This window comes from Chitinophaga jiangningensis, from assembly GCF_900142605.1.
Taxonomy (GTDB): Bacteria; Bacteroidota; Bacteroidia; order Chitinophagales; family Chitinophagaceae; genus Chitinophaga; species Chitinophaga jiangningensis.
This window is the reverse complement of sequence record NZ_FRBL01000004.1, coordinates 331435-352986: the sequence shown is the minus strand read 5'-3', so window position 1 is coordinate 352986 and position 21552 is coordinate 331435. Positions and strand designations below refer to the sequence as shown.

Here is a 21552-nt window from a genome sequence, read left to right as displayed (position 1 = left end):
CGGGGACTTTTGTTATTAAATCGGGACTACAGGGTGTCTTTTATTAACAAAATAATTTGCGAACAGCGTTACTGCCGTTCATGCTTAATCGCCGTCACCTCAATCTCCACCAAATACTCCGGGTTAATCAGTTTACTCACTTCCACCATCGTAGTTGCCGGTTTAATCGCCTGGAAAAACTCACCGTGTGCACGGCCATATTCCTCCCACTGACTAATATCCGTTACAAACATTCGGGTACGTACCACATCATGTAACGTAGCGCCAGCGCGTACGAGCACTGCCTCAATTTTAGCCAGGATAAATTTGGTTTGTTCGTAAGGGTTACCAGGGGCCACTACTTTCCCTTCATCCTCTGCCACTGTACCGGAAACTTCAATGGTATTGCCGACCTGTACGGCTCTGCAGTAGCCCACTTTATCTTCCCAGGTGGCGCCGGATGCGTAATTGGTGCGTGTCATAACGTATTTTTTATACAAAGATACTATTTACTGTCAGCGGGAGTATTCCGGAATTTTACCACTTTCCCCAGCAAATCAAACCAGAAGGGCGCCCCCAAACTGATAGCCATAGCGGTAATCGCCCAGCCGGCCAGCACCATCCAGCCGTTGGACTGATATGGATGGGAGAGCCCGTAAGGATGGGCCGCGCTGAAATCGCGGTGAATACCGAGCACATTCCGGGCATCCCCGGCATCGTTGCGGAGCATGGCATATACTCCTATTACGGAAGTGTCCCCTACAAAGGCTTTCAGAGAGGTGTCGTTACGCAGGAAAGCACTGTCCTTATACATCAGCTGGTGTTGCTGTAAGGTATCTATCATGGGGCCGTAGTTGTAACTGCGACTGCTGGCCAGCTGCACCATTTCCTGGCGCACGGTTTTATCTTTCAGGAGTATTTTCGCAACGGCAATAGTGTCTACATTAAAAATACCCGCCACTACAAAACCAATGATCAGCAGCCAGGTCTGACAATGCTTACGGTACCAGCTGCTGGCCCGCTGCATGGTTTCGTTGAACCAGTTTTCCAGCTGCACCCTGAACTGGGGAATATCCTGCCCGGCATCTGCAAAAAGATTTCGTATGTGCGTGAGGGTATGACTGCCCAGCTGCAACCCGTTTTCCTCCAGTGCAGCCGCTATCGTAGCAGTGTCGGTCGCTCTTTCCGTAGTGCTGGAACGTAACAGGTGTATGATCGCCTGGGAAAATGTTGCAGGGTTGATGTATGACGGCCTGGACGATGCGGTATTTTCTCCCAGATATAAAATAGATGGCGATTCATAGAATTTTTTCAGGATAGGCGCATCCGCAAAGGGCCTGAAATAATGTACCACACTCCACCCTTTTTCGTAAAACCACGTGAAAAATGTGAATTTTCCGAAATATCCAAGGTCTTCCCGGTGCCGGTCTTCGTCCAACATGCGGCGAAGCGCTTTGGATAAAACACGGGCCCGCAACCCTAAGGCGCGCGCAATCATCTCCTGTAGAATGGTTACAAACAGGCTGTATAGGAGGTAAATAAATACCAGCCCCAAGGCAACATCGATGGCAAGGTTACTAAACATAGCATAGGTATATAGGATCAAATATAGGGAAGTACTGCGCAGGGTATCTTCGTACCCCGCGCACTAATATTCAAAAAAACAGCAGCTGCCGCCCACCCAGGTGTCACTACTGTTAAAGCCAACACCAATCATTTTTCCTTTACTCAGTCGGGATAAATTGTGTACCAGCATTGGTCTGGCGGCGCCGTCCGGCCAGATGTACATCATGCGGATCTCGCAGATTGCTTTGCCATTCGGCGTTTCAATGATTGGTGCATATGTTACCCTGCGCTGCAAAATCCAGTTTTCCGGGTCCTGTATTGCATCAATATCCGCCTGAGTCACGTCAATTTTCACGCCCTGGCCGGCAAAGGAGAACAGGGGTTTCAGCACGTAGTTTTCCAGGTCGGCAGGAATCACCGGCAACTGGTGCAGGTACCAGCTCTTCGGGATATAATCGCTGTGCAGCAGTGGCATGGTAAATTTACTGATCCGGTAAAACCAGTTTGGATGTGTGATCCACTCTACTTCCAGGTCCTGGAAGAGATTTACATGCGGCCCCAGTTGTTCCTGCTGACGCAGCAGGTCATCGAAAATGATACGGTTGTAAATCCGCTTCACCCGCGTTTTTTCGCCATCGCACATATAAAACAGGCGGTTGTCTTCCTGGATCAGCTCTGTAATACATACGGGCTTAATACCCAGGTATTTTTCGGTGGCATAAAAGTCGATCCGCGTTTTCTGCTCCTGGGGTTTTACTTCCAGCAGGATCACGGAGGAGGGTTTATGATCACCTATAATCATCTCCCGCAGCAGGTCATAGTATTGCTGATCGTCTAACCCGTTAAAATAATTATTGAGCTGTTCCGGGATGTGAAAATGCTTCCGGTAATTACCCGCCATCACCTGCTGAAAAGCGTTCATGGTGGGAAAGCCTTGCAGCTCAATCAGCTGTGGTTCCGGCTCACCATCGTTTCCGTGGGTAACGGCAAAGTCGATCACCATAAAGTGCGGATGATCATTTTCGTTCGGCACACGGAGGTGGTGTGGGATAGCCGCTTCCGTGAGTTGTTTGAAATCCGGACGCAGTACAACGTTTACAATTTCTTCGCAGGCCTGCACCAGTTTGGTGGTGAGTGCGGCGGGTACAAACACGGGTGTTTCGGCTACGCGGAAAGCCGGTGCCACGCCTGCTTCATCGGCCATGCCCTGCAGGAAATCGTGGTATGCGGTTTCGGTAAAACGCTTGTTATATGCTTGTCTGACGGACGGAATCATATTAGAAGAAGGTATTTTGATCATCGTTGTGAGCTGCCACCTGCACGCTTCGTTCGATGGCTGCGAGGCGGTCGCTGAGTGTGCCGTAAATGGCATAATCGAGGAAGGCGGTGATGAAGCGGTCGTGGGTGAGCATGATTTTATCCGGATCGGTGAGCTGGGTAAGCATGCTGTCGTATTTTTCCACACCGTGGTGGGATATCACCTGTTCTTTCTTTTCTTCCTGTTGGAGATACATGTGCATACCGGCGGCATCGGCCTCGGGATGGAACTGTGTACCGATGAAATGTTCGTTAAACCGGATGGACATGGTGGCTCTTTCCAGCGGCACATGTGGCCGTTCTTTTTCGATGGCCAGTACCTGGGCACCCATGGCGGCGAGATTGGCTTCATTCAGTTCAATCACCTGCCAGTTGCGGGAGTCCACAATGTAGAATGGATCGGGAAGGGCGCCGAATACTTTTTCCTGCATCCCTGCTTCCGTTTTATGCACGGGAAAAACGCCGAAGGCGGGAGATTTACGTCTGCATACATTCCCTAACTGATAATAGCGACACATGATCTGGTAGGAGTGGCAGATGAAAAGCATGGGCTTCTTAACTGCGTTGGTTTTATTCCAGTCCATGAGGTTTTCCACGAGTTGGAAATAAGCGGATTCCCAGTCGCTGCCGGCACTGTCTACCGGGCTGCCGGGGCCGCCGGTGGAAATGTAAATATCATAGGTGGTATCGGGTACCTGTTGTTGGATTCTTACTTCAAATTCATCGAATGTCAGCTGAAGCGAATGCATTTCTGCATATTTCGTCAGAATCTCGCGTATGCAGCGCATACCTTCATTGGGTACGCCTTCGTACATATCCAACACGGCTATTTTAACGTTTCGCATGTGGCAAAATTACGAATTAGCCGGGAGGAATGCTGCATTTAGCAGTTCACTAAGAATTGTTGCTGAATAAAATCGGTTACGGCCACGAGATCTTTTGTGTCTTCATAGACCTGTAACTGCCGGTCGGCGCCGGTACCATTTTGCATCAGGTGGTTGGTGGCGTCAATAATTTCACGACTGCCAAGATCGTCTACCACGTCGTCGATGAAGTCGAGCAGTTCCCCGATCAGTGCGCGGGTATTGACTTCCATCTCTTTCCCGAAATCGATGAGGTTGCCATCGATGCCATAGCGGGAGGCGCGCCATTTATTTTCGTTTACCAGTGCGCGGTTGTAGATGATAAAGTTGAGGTTTTGCATGCGCAGCTTGTAAATTTTAGCACAAACTGCCTGGAACAGGCCTGCCAGCGTGATGGTATCGTCTACCGTCATCGGCACATCGCAGATCCTGAACTCTACGGTATTGAAGAAGGGGTGTACGCGGAGGTCCCACCATACTTTCTTGGCATTATCGATACAGTTGGTTTTTACCAGCAGTTTGATGTAATTGTCGTATTCTTCAATGCTGGCAAAATAATCCGGGATACCGGTACGTGGGAATTTGTCGAAAACCTTGGTACGAAAGGATTTGAAGCCGGTATTACGGCCTTCCCAGAAGGGGCTGTTGGTACTCAGTGCAAAGATATGCGGCAGAAAATAACGGACGGAATTGGCGATATGCAGCGCCATTTCGCGGTTTTCCATGCCTATGTGTACATGCAAACCAAAGATCAGGTTGGACCTGGCAGCGTCCTGCATTTCGTTTACGATTTCAAAATACCGGGGATGGTCCGTAATCAGCTGCTGTTGCCAGTGGCTGAAGGGGTGGGTGCCGGAGGCGCCGATGCTGAAGCCCAGGTCGCCGGCAATCTGGGAAATGGTTTTACGCAGCAGTGCCACATCTTTACGGGCATCGTGGATGTTGGCGCATACCTGGGTGCCTACTTCCACCACTGCCTGGTGAAATTCGGCTTTTACCTGGTCGTTGATGACTTTGTGGGCCTGTTCTACGATCTTTTGTTCATGCGATCTCAATTCACGGGTAACGGGGTCCATTACCATGTATTCTTCTTCTATACCCACTGTGAACGCATTGTACATATCTGCTGCTGTTCTTTTATTTTGAATACAAATGTATGTCGGGAAATCAATCGGTGGAATTTTTTTTCATAATACCGGGAGAGATGAATTTTCCCCAGGTGAGGTTGTCGCGGCCGGGCTCCTGTGCCAGCGCCCTTTCAATGGCATACCGGGCACTGGTTTCCACCACCCACTCAAAATTTTCGGGGCCGATGGAGTGTATATCCGCGTCTGGCGCAGGGTTACAGAAATCGATGGCATACGGTACCTCCCCGCTGACTGCAAATTCAACCGTATTAAAATCGTATCCCAGGTATTGATTTAGGGAGATGGTAGCGGCTTCGATGCTTTGGAGCAGCGTATCGCTCACCTCAAAGGAGGCCTGGTAGCGCTCCGCATGGGGATGCCTTGGGTTGTAGGGCATAATATGCACGTATTTGCCACCGATGCAATAACATCTGAAATAAGCAGTGAAATCTATTTCCTCCTGGAGCATCATCACCAGTTGCCCCGTTTGCTGGTGCACGGCAAAAAATTCCTCCTTATCTGCCAGCCGGTACACGTTCCGCCATCCGCCGCCATCATAGGGCTTCAGAAAGGCAGGAAAGCCTACATAGTCGAAGATGGCATTCCAGTCGAAGGGATATATTAAGTTGCGGAACGATTTTTCATTGGTATTGTCCGGATGCTGGAAAGAAGGCAGCAGCACGGTTTTAGGTACATGTACGCCGATTTTTTCGGCCAGGGCGTTGTTAAAAAACTTATCATCCGCGCTCCACCAGAAGGGGTTGTTGATAATGGCGGCGCCACTGGCGGCGGCATTTTTGAGATAGGCCCGGTAAAACGGCACATCCTGGGAAATACGGTCCACTATTACCGCATAGTCACTGGCATCTCCCTGAATAACCTTATCAATGGTTACAAATTCGGCCAGGATGCCAGGTGGATTTTTCCGGTTAATGCGGTCTATAAATGCCTGCGGAAAGGTGTTTTCCTGTCCGAATAAAATGCCGATCTTTTTCATTGTTTAACGTATTAGCGCGAGGTAGCCTGGCAGCATGGTTTTCCAGGTAGCCCAGTCGTGGGTGCTTGCAGGCCGGATGTCCAGCCAGTGGGTAATATTTTTTTGTGCCAGCATGCCGGACAGCTGCTCGTTCTGTGAGCGGGTAACGTCATTGTCGGCCACGCCCAGTATGATACCCATGCGCCAGAGGTCCTGGTGCTGGTTGCCGGGCATGAAGTCGGCAGGATTGCTGAAATAAACATTATCGTCGTAGTGGCCGTCTACCCGCGATTTAATATCGAAGGTGCCACTGAGGGAAAACAGGTAGCTCACTATTTCCGGATGGCGGAAGGAAAACGAGGCGGCATGAAACCCACCGAAGCTGCACCCGGCAGTGGCAATGCGGCTATAACCGGTTTCTTCCACTATACGCGGGTAAATTTCGTCTGTCAGCAACCGGTCGTAACGGACATGGTTGTACGCTCTTTCAGCCGGCGTGATATGTTTATTGTACCAGCTGCTGGTGTCGAAGCTATCCGGGCAGTAGACTTTAATCCTTCCCTGTTCTATAAACCAGCGTATCGACTCAATCAGGCCCATGTCCTTGCTTTCGTAATACCTGCCCATAGAGGTAGGGAACAGCAGCAGGGGGTAGCCGGCGTGGCCGAAAACCAACATCTCAAATTCCCTGTCAATACTGGGTGAATGCCATTTATAGAAGTTCTCCGTCACGATAATAGCTTTGTTTAAATTTAAATAAAAGTTTCGTCAATTGATAATCCTTACCTTCAGATATGGTCAGAAATGATTTCGTGTATGCCCCTCAGTTGGATAGGGAGGTGGTGCTGGACATCTACCAGTACAGCGATTTACCGCGGGTGCTGCTGCTGGTAAACGATGGTCAGGAGCTCAGGAAGATGCAGATTTCTTCATTATTAGATAACATCCAGCTGCCGGTGGTGATTGTGGGAATCCACGCCGGGCCACGGCGATTGCAGGAATATGGCGTTGCAGGGCATCCTGATTTCCAGGGTAATGGCGCCGAGGCAGATCGTTACGCTGCTTTTATCACCAACACTTTACTGCCTTTATACCCCCAATGGAAGCACCTGCGTTTGGGCATTGCCGGTTTTTCGCTGGGTGGCTTATCCGCGCTGGACATAGTTTGGCGGCATGCGGACCTGTTTTCCTTTGCTGGCGTATGTTCGGGCTCTCTCTGGTGGCGGGATGTGCCACTGGGCCCCGGTTATTCCGATGAACAGCACCGGATCATTCACCGCATCATAGCCGAGGATGAGTTTAAACCAGGGCTGCAATTCTTTTTTGAATGCGGTACAGAAGATGAAACGGCGGACCGAAATGGGAACGGTGTAATTGATGCGATTGATGATACGCAGGATTTGATAAAGATTTTAGCTTCAAAAGGGTATAGTGATATTACTTATTACGAAATTCCCGGTGGCCGGCATGATATGGCTACGTGGGAGGTGGCACTGCAACGAATGCTGCGGTTGCCTTATTTCGCCGGCGGATAAAAAATAATAATCTCCACCCGCCTGTTTTTCTGCCGTCCGGCTGCTGAATTATTATCCGCTACGGGCATGGACTCCCCCATACCATTTATAACAGCAATGGATATACGTTGCTTGTGTTGCTTTACATAAGTAGCAATAGTATTGGCCCGGCGCATGCTCAGGTCCTGGTTGTACAGGGCCGTTCCCTTATTGTCCGTATGACCGGTAACAGCCAGTTGAATACCATTTTCATCCGGGATTTTTTCTACCAGGCTATCGAGGGTGCCTGACATTTTTTTGTTGAGCGTGCTGCTGTCGAAGGCAAAGAGAATATCGGGGATAATCAGTGTATCCGTGCGCGTTACAGGCGTGGCTTCGGGTGCCGGTGCGGGCTGGCAACTGATAATTTCTACTGTTTCCATACTATCCATTCCTGGCCTTGGGCTGGTGTTTCCTTTGATGATGAAATCGTCGAAGCTGAAGCCACGTTTATACACCAGGTACTTTGCAACTTCGTTGGCACGGTCGGCGGCAATGATTTCGTTGTACTTCAGGTTAGGCTTGAGGTAGGAGTAGCCGTTGATCAGGATTTTTTGTTGTACTTCTTCAGGTTTTAACTTGAATGTTTCACCTAACTGGTCCGCATACACGCGGCTGATCTCTTTTTTGTTACCGGTAAAGAATTCAGGCGCAAGCAGGATGGTATCACAACGGCCGCTACGCTGGCTTACGCGGGTAGGCAACTTAATTTTTGCACTCAATGCATTACTATACAAAGAGGTGTTGGGGCGGGCGTAACTATGTCGCCAGCGATCGTTATACAACAGGGTGCGGATGGTATCGGCTTCGGCTGCATTAAAAGTTTGTCCGTCCATAGGCGTTAAGGCCATACTATCAATATAACATAGCAGGTTCCTGGCAATTTTGCCTGGAAGCGTGGTGAGATTACCGATTACGATGTACCCATAATTATCAGCGGCTGTAAACTCCTGTTCCAGTTTAATCCAGTTTTCGGTAGGTTTTCCGGTTGTTTTTTTAGTGAGATGTAAAGTAGGCGTAGTCTGTAAGGCCACGGGCAGGTCTTGTACTGTTTCTGCCGTGTCCAGCTTTACATCGAGGAACCCGGCACTTTCACGCGTGTCCAGCATAAAGACTTCCATTTTATAACGGGTACCCTTGGTAAGTTTATTCAGGAGTTGTGTTTTGTAATAAGGTCTGAAAGTGGTATTCACCTTTGATTCCATGGTAAGGGTTACCATATGGTTGTCTTGCGGTATATCTCCATCATAGATTACCTTGCTGAAAAAGGGAGCAGTAGGAAACCACGCCCTGGGCGCACATTTAGCGAAATATTCAATGCAGATGTTTACTTCGTCGAAGCCGGGGTTGGGGAGTAGGTTTTGTGCGGATGTAAGCATGCAGCACAGCAAGAGTAATACGGTCAGGGTGGATTTCATAAGGTGCATATTGCTTTGGAATAACGTTCTCTATCCCTGTTTTATTTTCGTTAAATTGTGATAAATCCTGATAAGCGTTGCAATTTCCTGTATTTGTACACCTGGGTAATTTACATATCCCCCTGCATGCCCTCACGGAAACCCTGGGCATGTTCATTGGCTTCCGTTACTTCCTGTACCTGCGGCGCCGGCAGGGCGATTCGGTGCCACAAGGCAACCGGATATGGGCAATCATAGGCGCTATCTTTGGCGCATTGTTTGGCAGCCGTATCCTGGGAGCGCTGGAAAATCCCCCGGCACTGTTAAGTGCCGAAAATCTTATCTTCTTTATATACCAAAACAAAACCATAGTAGGAGGGCTCCTGGGTGGGCTTGTTGGAGTAGAGCTGACCAAAAAGCTAATCGGAGAAAAGCACTCCACCGGCGATCTTTTCGTATATCCACTGATACTGGCCATGATTATAGGCCGTATTGGCTGCTTCAGCATGGGTATTTTTGAAGAAACTTATGGCCTCCCTACCACGCTGCCGTGGGGTATGCACCTGGGGGATGCCTACCTGCGCCACCCGGCAGCGCTTTATGAAATAGTGTTCCTGATGGGATTGTGGGCGGTGCTGGCGGCCACCAGCAGACAAGTCCGGCTGGTAAGTGGCGGGAGATTTAAACTTTTCATGATCGCCTACCTGCTGTTCCGTTTCCTGCTCGATTTTATCAAACCCGGATTCCGGTTCTCTTTCGGACTGGGGTCCATACAAATAGCCTGTTTGCTGGGATTATTATATTATGCTCCGAGCATTTTCTTTCCAAAGCGTTTAATCCAAAAAGAAATTTATGCCTGAAAAAAACTACACCTATTACGACTTCACAGTCAGCATTTGCAGTACCTGCCTGCGAAGAGTGGATGCGAAGGTGATCTTCGAAAATGAGAATGTTTATATGGTCAAACGCTGTCCCCAGCACGGCATGGAAAAGGTATTGATTGCTACGGATATTGACTATTATAAAAATACCCGGAACTATAACAAACCTTCGGAGGCGCCCTTGAAAACCAATACCGACACGCATTACGGTTGTCCATACGACTGTGGCCTGTGCCATGATCATGAGCAGCATTCCTGTTTGAGTGTAGTGGAGTTAACGGATCGCTGTAATCTTACCTGTCCTACCTGTTATGCCATGTCGTCCCCGCATTATGGGCGCCACCGCACGTTAGAGGAAATAGAGCAAATGCTGGATATTATTGTGGAGAATGAAGGGCAGCCGGATGTAGTACAGTTGAGTGGGGGGGAACCTACCATTCATCCGCAGTTCTTCGAGGTGCTCGATATTGCTAAAAAGAAGCCTATCCGGCATTTGATGGTGAACACCAATGGCATCCGTATTGCAAAGGATAAAGAATTTGTGGCAAGGCTGGCCACCTATATGCCGGATTTTGAAGTATACCTGCAATTTGATTCCTTTAAGCCTGAAGTGCTAGAACGTATGCGGGGCAAGGATTTGACGGATACGCGGATGCAGGCCATCGAAAACCTGAATGAGGCTAACCTGAGTACTACGTTGGTGGTTACCCTGCATAAAGGTCTGAATGATGACGAGATGGGGGCCATCATCGACTTTGCCCTCAAACAGCCCTGTGTTCGGGGTGTTACCTTCCAGCCGGTGCAGGTAGCGGGTCGTACGGATGATTTTGATCCGGCAACCGACCGAATCACGTTAACGGAAGTACGTCAGCGTATCCTTGAACAGTCGCCCATCTGGCAGCCGAACGATATTATTCCTGTGCCTTGTAATCCGGATGCATTGGCGATGGCCTATGCACTGAAAATCGACGGACAGGTATTTCCGCTCACACGCTATGTAGATCCGGCGGTATTGCTGAACAATTCAAAAAATACCATTGTATATGAACAGGATCAGCAACTGCACCAGCATGTGCTGAAAATATTCAGTACTGGTATTTCCACCGATGCGGCGGTATGCGATATGCAGTCGCTGCTTTGCTGTTTGCCGCAGGTACAGGCGCCGGGATTAGATTACAATAACCTGTTCCGGATTGTGATCATGCGGTTCCTGGATGCGTATGATTTTGATGTGCGTGCTATCAAAAAGTCCTGTGTACATATCGTCCACAAGGACGGCAGGATTATTCCGTTTGAGACTATGAATATGTTTTACAGAGACGACAAGGAAGAGTATTTAAAACAACTACAACAGGAAAGAGCTTTTATTCCGGAAGTTTAAATATTTCATTATGAGTGAGTTCCTCAAAAAGACACTTTACTTTACATTAATCCCCATAGGAATCGTCTTATTGCTGTTATTAACAGGTGGCGCCAGTGGATTAGAAATAGGTATTTCTCTCTTACTTCTGCTTTTATTCGGTTATTTCTTAGGAGGACTTATTTTATTGCTGATAGGAAGAAGGGAAATAGGTAAGGTACTGTTGCTGAGTTGTGGAATAATTTTGCTCGTAGGCTTGTCCACTTGTGGCATTTTGCTCATGGGTATGTAAACACTTTGTTATGAATGAGTTTTTAAAGAAAACCCTGTATTACTCTCTAATACCGCTTGGATTGGCATTATTGATCTGCATTACAGGAGATATGGCCATTTTATTTGCCGGTATGATGTTGCTGTTTGTAGTAGGAGGTTATTTTTTGGCGGGGTTAATTATGATATTAACGGGGAGAGAGCAAACCGGCAAGGCGTTGTTGTTAAGTTGTGGGATCATTTTGCTGGTGGGTTTATCCACGTGTGGGATAATATTGAGTAACCTGAAATTGGGGGGGATGCATTAGTAAAAAGCTTATTAAAGTATACTTAAAAAAAGGCCGCTGGATTTTCCAGCGGCCTTTTTTTAAATATACTGATTTGGATTAGAAGCTGTAACGCAGACCCATCTGCATACCCCATACGCTGAGGTTGCTGAGGGTATTCTGGTAAGCGGTGTTAACGAGGTTAGCACCTGAATTAGCCATTTTATAAGAAGCTACGCCATTAGCGTCCACTGCATTTCTAACCAGCGGATTGGTAACAGTTGTCTGTTGGCGAACGCCCCAGTTTTTGTTCAGCAGGTTAGGCAGGTTAAGCATATCAATGCTGAATTGCAATGTATGGCGGGTACCTCCTTTAGTGCTGATGAAAAAGTCCTGAAGGAAACGAGCATCCAGTCTGTTATACCAAGGCAACAGACCACCGTTTCTGTCAGCATACTGACCTTTATGTTTTTTCAGGTATTTGCTGCTTTCAACAAATTGATCATAAGCTGCCTGTTGTTCGGCAACGCTGAATGTTTTGGATACACTACCGGAAGTATACGTGAAAGGAACAAAGTTTACATCAGTACCTTTTGAGTAAATGTACATCAGGTCAGCAGAGCTATTACCGTCGCCATTGAGATCGCCGTTCACAACATAACTGATGGTGAGTGGGTTGGAACCTTCGTAAAACAGAGAGAGTGTGGAAGCAAAGTGTTTAGCATACTCTTTTCTGTAAGAAATGTTAGCCACCACACGGTGAGGTAATGCATATTGAGATGGTCCGAGCTCGATAGAGTTACCACTACCCACGTTAGGATTTGACTGCCAAATTGAAGCTGCCTGGTTACCAGGGTTACCGGTAACATCCTTTGCGTTGGTATAAGTATAAGCTACGGAGCCATACAGCCCGTTAGAGAAGGTTTTACTTAACTGGGCAGTGAAAGCCATGGAGTAACCTTTGCTGGTGTTTTCCATCACAACCACGGTTGTATTGCCTTTATTCAGGTACTTATCAGAAGAGCTTGCCAGGATGCCATACCATGGACGGTTGTCGCCGTTAGAGTTCAACTGTTTGGTTGGCTCTAAGAGGTTTGCATTACGCATGATAACCGCATTGATATCTTTAGTAAACATGGCTTCAAATGTTGCAGTGAATCCATGTCCAAGCGCTTTATCGATACCCACGTTAGTTCTCCAAACCTGAGGGAATTTGAAATTAGGATCTACAAGGGTAAAGCCAGATGGCGCTACTGTAGAAGGTTTGGTTGGAAACTTGCCAATATAGGCACTTGGGTTTGGATTGAAAGTAATGCCTGCCAGGTCGGTAGCTTTGTTAAGTACTACCTGATTCTGATACATACCAGAGTTAGTAGGTACGTTGGTCAGGTATACAAAAGGAATTTTACCTGTGAAGATGCCTGTTCCGCCACGAACAATCAGTGACTTATCCTTCATCACATCCCATCTGAAGCCAACGCGTGGTGATAATAACACCTTGCTCTTAGGCCATTTGCCAGTAGAGTAGTGTGTCATGTTGCCATCTTTGTCAGGGAATTGCAGTGCAGTGATGGCTGGGTTTTCCAGCGGCTGTTCAGGATAGATTGGCAGATCAGCACGTAAACCTAAAGTCAATTTGAAGTTAGGCTTAATATTCCAGTCATCCTGGACATATACACCCAGCTGTCCGATTTTCAGGTTAGCAGAGTAAACTGCTGAATCGCCTTCAATGAAGGAATAGGTGTTGGCATAGAATGCAGGTGCTCTGTCCAGCATAAAGTCCTGCAGGCTATTATATATGTAGTAGCTGGAAGAACCAGGCATAAACATATTACCAACTTTCTGGTATTCGTATGAGATACCTGCTGTCCAGGTGTGGTTACCACTGTACAGTGTAAAGTTATCAGTAATGTTAAAGATATTATTTACCACATCGTTATTACGGGTAAATGGATCTGTACCGAAGCTCATGTAGTTTTTACCAGCACCATCGAAGATATCTACAGTTGGGAAAATATCTCCCATCGAGAATCGGGTATCCTGGTTTTTAGTGTAGGCTACAATGAATTGGTTAGAGATTCTGTTTGAGAAAGTACTATTCAATTCCAGACTTCCGCTTTTCACCCAGTGGTCTGTCCCATAATTTGAATTGGCAAATGCCATGGACTGATTGCTGAAGCGATTGTTTGGCAGGCGGGAAATATTACCACCACCCAGAACATTGGGGTTACCAATAGTCGAGTTGGGAATAGAACTACCATTGAGGAGGGAGTTGTCTGATCCTTTGAAGTCAGAATATTTCAGCGTCAGTTTGTGTACACTATTGATATTCCAATCGATTTTAGCCAGGAGTTTACGGTTTTTAGTTTCAAACGCTGGATAGCTGGTGTAGCTACCCGGGTCATAACCGTATTTGCTGATCAGATAATCATGCAATTTGGCCAAAGAATCAATGGAGGTAGCGGACATGTCATCAGGACGTTTTTGACTTCCATCCCAGTTTGAAGGCGTTGCTCTCCAGGTATTTCCAGGAGTGGAAGATTTTTCATACTCACCACTGGCAAAGAAGAACAATTTGTTTTTGATAATAGGACCGCCTAACGTAGCTCCAAAGATTTTGTTTTCGCTTGGTGTTACTGTCAGGGTGTTATCATGAACTTTCTTGCCGTTGAAGCTCTGGTCACGGTAGAAACCATAAACACTACCGTGAAATTCGTTGGTACCACTTTTGGTAACAGCATTAATACCTGCACCAGTAAAACCCGATTGTCTTACATCGAATGGTGCGATATTAACAGAAATTTGATCATAAGCATCCAGAGAAATAGGAGATGCACCACCACCAGGGAGTGGATCATTGCTGAGGCCGAAGTTGTTGTTCAGGTTAGCACCATCTACCATTAAGTTGTTAAGTCTACCGTCGCGACCGCCAAAGTTGTTTCCATTGGCTTGAGGAGTGAGGCGTGTGAAGTCAGTGATGTTGCGGGTAACAGTTGGCAACGTTTGTAACTGACGGGTACCGATTACAGTAGATGCACCGGTTTTGTTAAGATTTGCAGCTGCTGATTTGCTGCCCACTACATTAACGGTCTGTAATTCCTGACCGGATGTCAATGTTTGGTTAAGTGTAAAAGGCTCACCCAGTGCAAGGTTAATACCTTCAAGGGTAATGGTTTTAAAGCCGATGAAAGATATCTCTACCTTGTAAGGGCCGCCAATACGCATGCCCGGAATGGTATAGTTTCCATCAGTGCGGGTAACTGTGCCGTACACTGTACCTGAAGGTACGTGTGTTGCTTTAACTGTGGCTCCGATTAAGCCCTCACCTTTGTCATCGTTGATTCTACCTGTCATGCTGGAGGTAGTTACCTGACCAAAACTAATGAGGGAAAGGAGTAAAAAAGAAAATGTTACGAGTAATTTTCTTAATCCCATGATTCCAGAAATTTGATTCATGGCGCAAAGATGCGACAATCTCCCGGTTAAATTTTAACTCTATATTAACTAATTGTTAAGCAACTTGTGGATAACTTGTGTACCCTAAAAAAAATTGAAAGCTATTTAGGAAATGTTTTTTCCGCCTTAGCTTTCACTAATATTCCTGCCAAAATTTAGCAGCCATCAAATTGCCGTTTCTGTTAATGATTGGTTAAGGCACTACAGCCGAACTTTTCCCGGGATTTATTTGTTCTATACTACTTACTTTCTGCGATAAAAATATATGTAAAAATCATGCTGCGTATCTGGCATGTCCCCAACAATTTCTTGCACCGGAAACCAACCACGAATGCTTCAGTTTTCCACCATTAATTGTCGTAACTTTGCGCCATTCATTATTACTTGACCGAAGGATTTTTTTATGTTAGATACAATAGAAGCAGCAATAGAAGATATAAAAAACGGTAAACTGGTAATAGTAGTGGACGATGAGGACCGCGAAAATGAGGGAGATTTCATCACCGCAGCCCGCAACGTAACGCCTGAAATCATCAACTTTATGAGCATTCATGGTCGCGGACTCATCTGCGCCCCCCTTGTGGAAGAACGCTGTGAAGAACTCGGACTCGACCTGATGGTAAGGGATAACACCGCTCTGCACCAAACACCTTTCACCGTTTCGGTTGACCTGCTCGGCCACGGATGTACCACCGGTATCTCCGCGCACGACCGTGCCAAAACCATCCAGGCGCTGATCGATCCGAATACCAAACCGGAAGAACTCGGCAAACCAGGACATATCTTTCCGCTCAAAGCCAAATCCGGCGGAGTGCTCCGCCGCTCCGGCCACACAGAAGCCACCATCGACCTGGCCCGCCTCGCAGGATTTGAACCCGCCGGCGTACTCGTCGAAATCATGAACGAAGACGGTACCATGGCCCGCCTGCCTGAACTGCGCGAAATAGCTACCAAATTCGATCTTAAACTGATCTCCATCAAAGACATGATCTCCTACCTCCTCAGTAAGGAAACCCTTATCGAAGAAGGAGAAAGAGTCCAGATGCCCACCAAATACGGCAACTTCGAACTGATCGCCTTCACCCAGGTGAATACCGGCGAAATCCATATGGCCCTCAAAAAAGGCGAATGGGAAAAAGATGAACCGGTACTGGTGCGCGTACACTCCAGCTGCGTTACCGGGGATATCCTCCACTCACTGCGCTGCGATTGTGGAGAACAACTGCACGCCGCCATGCAAATGGTAGAAAAAGAAGGGAAAGGCCTTATATTATATATGAACCAGGAAGGTCGCGGCATCGGACTGATGAACAAACTCCGCGCCTATAAACTCCAGGAAGAAGGTCGCGATACAGTGGAAGCCAACCTTGAACTGGGCTTTAAAATGGATGAACGCGATTACGGTGTAGGAGCACAAATTCTCCGCCACCTCGGTATCTGCAAACTCCGCCTCATCACCAACAACCCGCGCAAACGCGCCGGCCTGCTGGGATACGGTCTCGAAGTAGTAGAAAACGTACCTATCGAAATCCATCCTAACCCACACAACGAAAATTATCTCCGCACCAAAAGAGATAAACTGGGACACGAAATTTTGAAAGGCTAAGGTGTTGTCTTAATATATTATGGTGTAGCCGGTGCTGTCAACAGCGCCGGCTTTTTTATTTCTTCCGGGTATTTGTCGAATCCACTACCCGCGTGCTATCCGCCACCCGCGTGCTATCCAACGGAGGCTGCGGCTGCTGCTGATAAGGTGCCCGGCGCAGATTTTTGTTAAACAGCTCCAGGAAACGGTCGTATTCACGTACATACGAAATTCCCAAACCTGATTTCGTACGGTTGTTGAGGTTATACACGTCGTAATCCGACTTACTAAAGGCATTTATACGGAAACGCCCATCCGGTGTCAGGAGATATTCTATACGGAAGTCGCCCGCAAAACGGTTGCTGCTGGCAGAAGTAGCGGTTTTACCCCAGTCGTAATCCCCACCGGCATACAACCGGAAACGGTTGTTAAACAGGTTACTGGTTACACCGGCACTCACCTGGTTACGGTCTACAGACGAGTTGTCAGGCAGGCCACCCACATTGTAAGCCCGGTAGTTTACATTAATACCAATTCCACTGCCCTTTAGCAAGGCACCGGTAATATTATTCAGGATCGCGGAAGCCTGCGCTGAAATCGCCTGACCCACACTGTTTTTACCCGTGATGCCCACGTTGGCGCCACCACCCGCGTCATCCGGCAGGAACTGGTTGGCAATCAGCAATCCATAAATCTGCAACAGCGCCTTGTTCTGGTCGTTGTTGATTTCTTTGAGTTTCGCGGCCACACCACTTTCATAAGAGAGCGTACCTACCTCCGGCAATTCAATGGAGTAGGTGATATCAGGCTTCATCAGCGCACCTTTCAGGTTAATCAATACATCCACCCGCTCCTGACGGGTAGCCAACTTATCGTTTGAAGCCATGGTGGCGGCCTGGCCTACCAGGTTATACAAACTGACCTTCGGCAGCGAGTACTTGGCTGTAATATTCATAATCGCCTCAGAAGGATCACCATTCCAGCTGATGCTGCTATTCTTTTCAATATCAAATTTCCAGCTGGTTACCCGCTGGAAATTAAAGTTGTAGGAACCATTGCTGATCTCGTAGTTGCCAAACATGCTGAAATCCCCGTCGGTATTGGCAATGATCTGCAAATTACCGGTACCGTTAGCGGATATAATATCCCCGGTGGTGGCATCCAGGATCACATCGATCTGTGCATCCGGGTTGGCAGCAATATCCAGCTTGATCGTGAGCTTGGTATCGTCTTTTTTCTTTTTTACCTCCTGCTCGGTACCATAAGTTTTGAACTTGATGTATTCATATTTCCCGATATCCTTGCTGTCTGATATAGGGAGATAGAAATGCGTTCCCCGCACGGGTCTCGCGAGCACGTGCATTTGCAGGTCATTCAGCGGGCCCGAGAAATACACCTTACCGTCAGCAATTACATCTCCATAAAACAAATCATTATCATTGGCACTGGTATTCAAAAACAGGAACTTACGGCCGGTCACATCAAAGTCGAAGTTGAGCTTGTCGAAATGATCATGGGAAATATACCCATTGGCGGTGCCTTTGGTGTTGAATTTATCGATCACCGTAAAGCTGCCGAACTCGATGAGGTTGTCATCCACATTCACGTTCAGCTTAGGAATACGATACCGGGTACCGAGATAGTCCACCGTAACACCCACCGTATCCAGCGCGAGCTTGCCCCGGATAGAAGGTAGCGCCGTAGTGCCGCTTATCGTAAGGTTCCCAGCCACTGTACCGGTAAGATCTCTCACATAGCCTACCAGGTATTTATTCAATAAACTAATGCTGCTGCCCCCTAAATTGATGACGGCATCCAGCCCGTTATCCGTTTTGGATAAACCCACCCGGCCCTGTGCATTGAAGTTCATGCCATAGTTGTCCGACTTCACTGCAAAAGTAACCTGGCCGGTATGTTGCAGATAGGTGCCATCTACGGTTACCAACCCGATGGAATCATTGTCGATACGCAACTCCCGCGTACGCAGGGCGGCATTGATATCCAGGTTGCTGGTAGGATCGGAGATATTGATGGTACCATCGGTGATCCCCTCAATGCGTGTAGTTACAAGCTGGGACGGAATTACGTCTGCCAGATTCAGGTTTTTTAGTGTGACGATAAACCTGGACTCATCGGGATTGAACTCGTTGGTTTCAACGGTTACACTCTGATCATTACGGGTAATTTTCAGGTTTTTAACGGTAAGGAAATGCTTACTCCAATAGATCTCATTGCCGGGTGTAACATTCCACTGGCGCTCGTTTACAGTGAACGCGCTATTCAGAAAGTTGACTTTAATGCCTTGCTGCACCGTAATCACGCGGGCATAAAAACCATCCAGACTGGCAGTATCCTGCGCCTGTAAGTCTACTTTGATATAAGAAGTGTCGTTGGAGGAGTTGGCGAGTATCAGCGGATTTACCAATACTTCCTTGGTGCCATTGAATACCTGCCCTACGGTAGTGCTGAGGTTTACCTTGCGGGCATTACCATCTCCCTTAACCTGTATATCCCTCAGATGATATTGTGAAATACTGGCTTCCGGAACCTGTATGTTAAGGGCAAGATTGCCGGTGGATGTGTTCAAACTTCCCTCCACGGTACTGTAATCAAAGCCGGAAACCTGTTTGGTAAAGCCTTTGATCAGCTTGGCCACATTGCCGAATTCGAATTTAAACTGGAAGTCCTCATGAATATTATTGTTGGAAGGCTCCAGGAAATAGCTGGGGTAATAGCGGTAGAGCAGCTGCTGGAAGGCATCCGGCAGTTCCAGGAAACTATATTTTCCTTTCACATAACCCTGTACCTCGCTACCGTTGATCTGCAGCGTTTTCTGGTCGCCCTGTGTTTCGGCCTTCAGCGCCAGGGAGTCGAACTCGAGGCGACTATTATCCTTAAACAGCGACACATCGTACATCCGTGCGCTTCCTTCGAAATTATCGATGTTGCTGCCAGCGAAGTTCAGGTCCAGCTTAGCTTGCAGCGTCAATGAATCATTTACAAAATGCAGGGCTTTGAGGTCGCTTTTCCGTATTTCTGAATTAAATTTAAATACCGGCAGTGCTTCGTTGAAATCGATGGTCCCGGCAAAGTCCATGTCCAGGTTGGGATCATCCACTGCCAGGGCGCCATTGAAGAACTTCCGGTTCATTTCTCCTTTAGTCTTAATGTTCTGGTAGTTATAACCATAGAGTGATATACTTTGTACATCGGCGTCCAGCGACACTTTCAGGGTACGGAAGTTGAAACCGGCGCCATTTAGTGTAGCCTTCAATGTTACCTCGTTGAGGTCCGGAATGTTGAGTAAACTGCCGAGGTTGAAGTTGTTGGTATTTAAACTACCGGAATACACCGGTACATCGCGGTTGGTCTTAAAGTTCAGATCGGAATTTACCTGTCCCAGGTTAGTCTGGAACTGGCCATAGGCCACAAAGTCGTTGATGAAGCCGGTATAGCTTCCTTTAAAGTTAATACTGGTAAGGCGGTCAATCCTCACTGTTGAATTTATATCTTTCACTACCGGCATAATCTGCATTACATCAGCGCCGGTGGTCATGAGGTTGTCCGCGTGGAAGTCGATATAAGTTTCCTCTATATCCGGCAGCCCGCGCATTTCCAGTGAGCCTTTGAGGCGGGTGGTGTTACCTGCCTGCAGGTCTATATCGCTGGCCTTGAGGTTGCTTACCGGTCCCCGGGCATTGCCATTGATGGTAATTTCTTTTTTCCAGGTAGAGAGAGGAGGGGCAAAGTAGGCAATATCGTCGCTGGATACTTTACAGTTTTTGAAGCTGGCACGCATATACACCAGGTCGATGTAATCGCTCATGTCGTCAAAGTCGCTATACTGCATGGTATAGTAATCCCCGATATGGCTCCGGTTTGTTTCCAGGTCCAGGTGGGAAAACTCCATTTCTACCGGCGACATCTTAAACCTGCTCGTCATCTTTTTCACTTCAAAGCCGCTACGTTCTTTGGTAGAAAGGCTCAGATCCCCGATGATACTGTCTTTATAAATGCTGGTATTAGTAAGGGAGAGGTTGATATCGCTGAAGCGGATATGATGTGGGGCGAAGTAACCATCTTCGATTTTCGTAGAGTCTTCGGGGTTATCTACGCCGAAAAGCCCTTTTTTGATGGTCAGCTCTTTAACGATCAGTTTCCAGTTGTCATTGTTCCAGCGCAGCTGCGTACTGTCGTATTCCACGGGTGTATTCACGCGTGGCCTGCGTTTGCGCAGGGGAGAGGCGCTGTAGCTGCTGATGATAAAGCTGGGTTCGTCCAGCGATATTTCCTGGATGTCGATATTATGTTTCTGCAGGTCCAGGTTTTTGGCATCGAGGTAGATGCGTTTGGCGTAGCCACGCATATCTTCTCCGATCCATTGGTCCACCTGGTTGATGCGGATATTGCGGAGGTCTACTTTTTTGAGGTCGAATGCCACGCCGCCGCTTTGCTGCTTTGTACCAGTGGAGGGGCCGCTGAAGGCATCGGAGATAAAGGCGTAGTTCCAAACGGAATCGTTCCTGGGGCGGAGCAGGTTAACCTGGGCATTGTCGAGGCCTACGAATTTGATCACGGGTCTGTCGGCAAAAAAGAACCAGTCGGTCACCCGGAGTTGCAGTCTGCCGGCGTAGAGCAGTGTATCTTTGTTGAGGTCTTCAATGAGCGCGCCTTCCAGGTCCAGGCTATTAAACAGCCGGATATCCACATGTTTGATTTCCACCCTGGTTTTTAGTTGTTCCGACAGGCGGCTGGTTACTTCATGCACCAGGTAGTTCTGGATCACCGGAATGTTTACCAGTATCCCGATCAAGATGATGAGGCCCAACAAACACAAGAGAATGACTGATAATATTTTCCGTACTTTTTTCAGGCGGCTAATTTTATCCGGCAAAAATAATTAATAGTTGCTAGCCACATGCAGCAAAAGCAGAAATATCTCCTAAATTTATCCCA

16 protein-coding genes are annotated in these 21552 nt (G+C 47.6%); 6 read left to right on the top strand and 10 right to left on the bottom strand.

Annotated features, from left to right (window positions below; genetic code table 11):
- Nucleotides 1-68: 68 nt before the first annotated feature.
- The 7 genes from BUB18_RS11685 to BUB18_RS11655 all read right to left on the bottom strand — a co-directional run bounded on the left by BUB18_RS11685 (nucleotide 69) and on the right by BUB18_RS11655 (nucleotide 6560).
- Entirely contained in the window at nucleotides 69-461 is a 393-nt protein-coding gene (locus tag BUB18_RS11685) for a RidA family protein (protein ID WP_073080939.1), read from the bottom strand.
- Between the two features lie 23 nt (nucleotides 462-484).
- A complete protein-coding gene (locus BUB18_RS11680; RefSeq protein WP_073080937.1) occupies nucleotides 485-1564 on the bottom strand; it encodes a hypothetical protein in 1080 nt (359 codons plus the stop codon).
- A gap of 63 nt (nucleotides 1565-1627) precedes the next feature.
- Complete coding sequence (locus BUB18_RS11675; protein WP_073080935.1) at nucleotides 1628-2821, bottom strand: hypothetical protein; 1194 nt, start codon at nucleotides 2819-2821, stop codon at nucleotides 1628-1630.
- A gap of 1 nt (nucleotide 2822) precedes the next feature.
- Nucleotides 2823-3707: a type 1 glutamine amidotransferase gene (locus tag BUB18_RS11670; protein WP_073080933.1), complete on the bottom strand. Its 885-nt coding sequence runs from the start codon at nucleotides 3705-3707 to the stop codon at nucleotides 2823-2825.
- A gap of 38 nt (nucleotides 3708-3745) precedes the next feature.
- The gene (locus tag BUB18_RS11665; RefSeq protein WP_073080932.1) at nucleotides 3746-4846 is read right to left on the bottom strand and encodes a carboxylate-amine ligase; all 1101 of its coding nucleotides are present in this window, start codon (nucleotides 4844-4846) and stop codon (nucleotides 3746-3748) included.
- 46 nt (nucleotides 4847-4892) lie between these two features.
- Nucleotides 4893-5849, bottom strand: a complete 957-nt coding sequence (locus BUB18_RS11660) for an ATP-grasp domain-containing protein (protein ID WP_073080930.1) — start codon at nucleotides 5847-5849, stop codon at nucleotides 4893-4895.
- A 3-nt stretch (nucleotides 5850-5852) separates the two neighbouring features.
- Nucleotides 5853-6560: an esterase family protein gene (locus BUB18_RS11655; RefSeq protein ID WP_073080928.1), complete on the bottom strand. Its 708-nt coding sequence runs from the start codon at nucleotides 6558-6560 to the stop codon at nucleotides 5853-5855.
- A gap of 62 nt (nucleotides 6561-6622) precedes the next feature.
- Here BUB18_RS11655 and BUB18_RS11650 point away from each other — a divergent pair, with 62 nt between their 5' ends.
- Nucleotides 6623-7363, top strand: coding sequence for an alpha/beta hydrolase (locus BUB18_RS11650; RefSeq protein ID WP_073080926.1), 741 nt, complete (start codon nucleotides 6623-6625; stop codon nucleotides 7361-7363).
- Here BUB18_RS11650 and BUB18_RS11645 read toward each other — a convergent pair.
- Nucleotides 7345-8799, bottom strand: coding sequence for an OmpA family protein (locus BUB18_RS11645; RefSeq protein WP_178372124.1), 1455 nt, complete (start codon nucleotides 8797-8799; stop codon nucleotides 7345-7347). The genes BUB18_RS11650 and BUB18_RS11645 overlap by 19 nt on opposite strands.
- 77 nt (nucleotides 8800-8876) lie before the next feature.
- Here BUB18_RS11645 and BUB18_RS11640 point away from each other — a divergent pair, with 77 nt between their 5' ends.
- From BUB18_RS11640 to BUB18_RS11625, 4 genes are read left to right on the top strand one after another with little or no spacing between them, the layout of a single operon-like run.
- Complete coding sequence (locus BUB18_RS11640) at nucleotides 8877-9638, top strand: prolipoprotein diacylglyceryl transferase (protein WP_073080922.1); 762 nt, start codon at nucleotides 8877-8879, stop codon at nucleotides 9636-9638.
- Nucleotides 9631-11040, top strand: coding sequence for a radical SAM protein (locus BUB18_RS11635; protein ID WP_073080920.1), 1410 nt, complete (start codon nucleotides 9631-9633; stop codon nucleotides 11038-11040). Before BUB18_RS11640 ends, BUB18_RS11635 begins: the two co-directional genes overlap by 8 nt.
- A 10-nt stretch (nucleotides 11041-11050) precedes the next feature.
- The gene (locus BUB18_RS11630) at nucleotides 11051-11311 is read left to right on the top strand and encodes a hypothetical protein (RefSeq protein WP_073080918.1); all 261 of its coding nucleotides are present in this window, start codon (nucleotides 11051-11053) and stop codon (nucleotides 11309-11311) included.
- Between the two features lie 10 nt (nucleotides 11312-11321).
- The gene (locus BUB18_RS11625) at nucleotides 11322-11597 is read left to right on the top strand and encodes a hypothetical protein (protein ID WP_073080916.1); all 276 of its coding nucleotides are present in this window, start codon (nucleotides 11322-11324) and stop codon (nucleotides 11595-11597) included.
- Nucleotides 11598-11675: 78 nt separating this feature from the next.
- Here the strand turns inward: BUB18_RS11625 and BUB18_RS11620 are convergent, their stop codons facing one another.
- Nucleotides 11676-14990 (bottom strand): TonB-dependent receptor, encoded by a 3315-nt coding sequence (locus BUB18_RS11620; protein WP_073080914.1) that lies wholly within the window; start codon nucleotides 14988-14990, stop codon nucleotides 11676-11678.
- A gap of 424 nt (nucleotides 14991-15414) precedes the next feature.
- Here BUB18_RS11620 and BUB18_RS11615 point away from each other — a divergent pair, with 424 nt between their 5' ends.
- Entirely contained in the window at nucleotides 15415-16617 is a 1203-nt protein-coding gene (locus BUB18_RS11615; RefSeq protein ID WP_073080912.1) for a bifunctional 3,4-dihydroxy-2-butanone-4-phosphate synthase/GTP cyclohydrolase II, read from the top strand.
- A gap of 55 nt (nucleotides 16618-16672) precedes the next feature.
- Here BUB18_RS11615 and BUB18_RS11610 read toward each other — a convergent pair whose 3' ends face one another.
- On the bottom strand, nucleotides 16673-21409 hold the full coding sequence (locus BUB18_RS11610; protein WP_178372123.1) for a translocation/assembly module TamB domain-containing protein: 4737 nt from the start codon (nucleotides 21407-21409) through the stop codon (nucleotides 16673-16675).
- Between the last annotated feature and the right edge of the window lie 143 nt (nucleotides 21410-21552).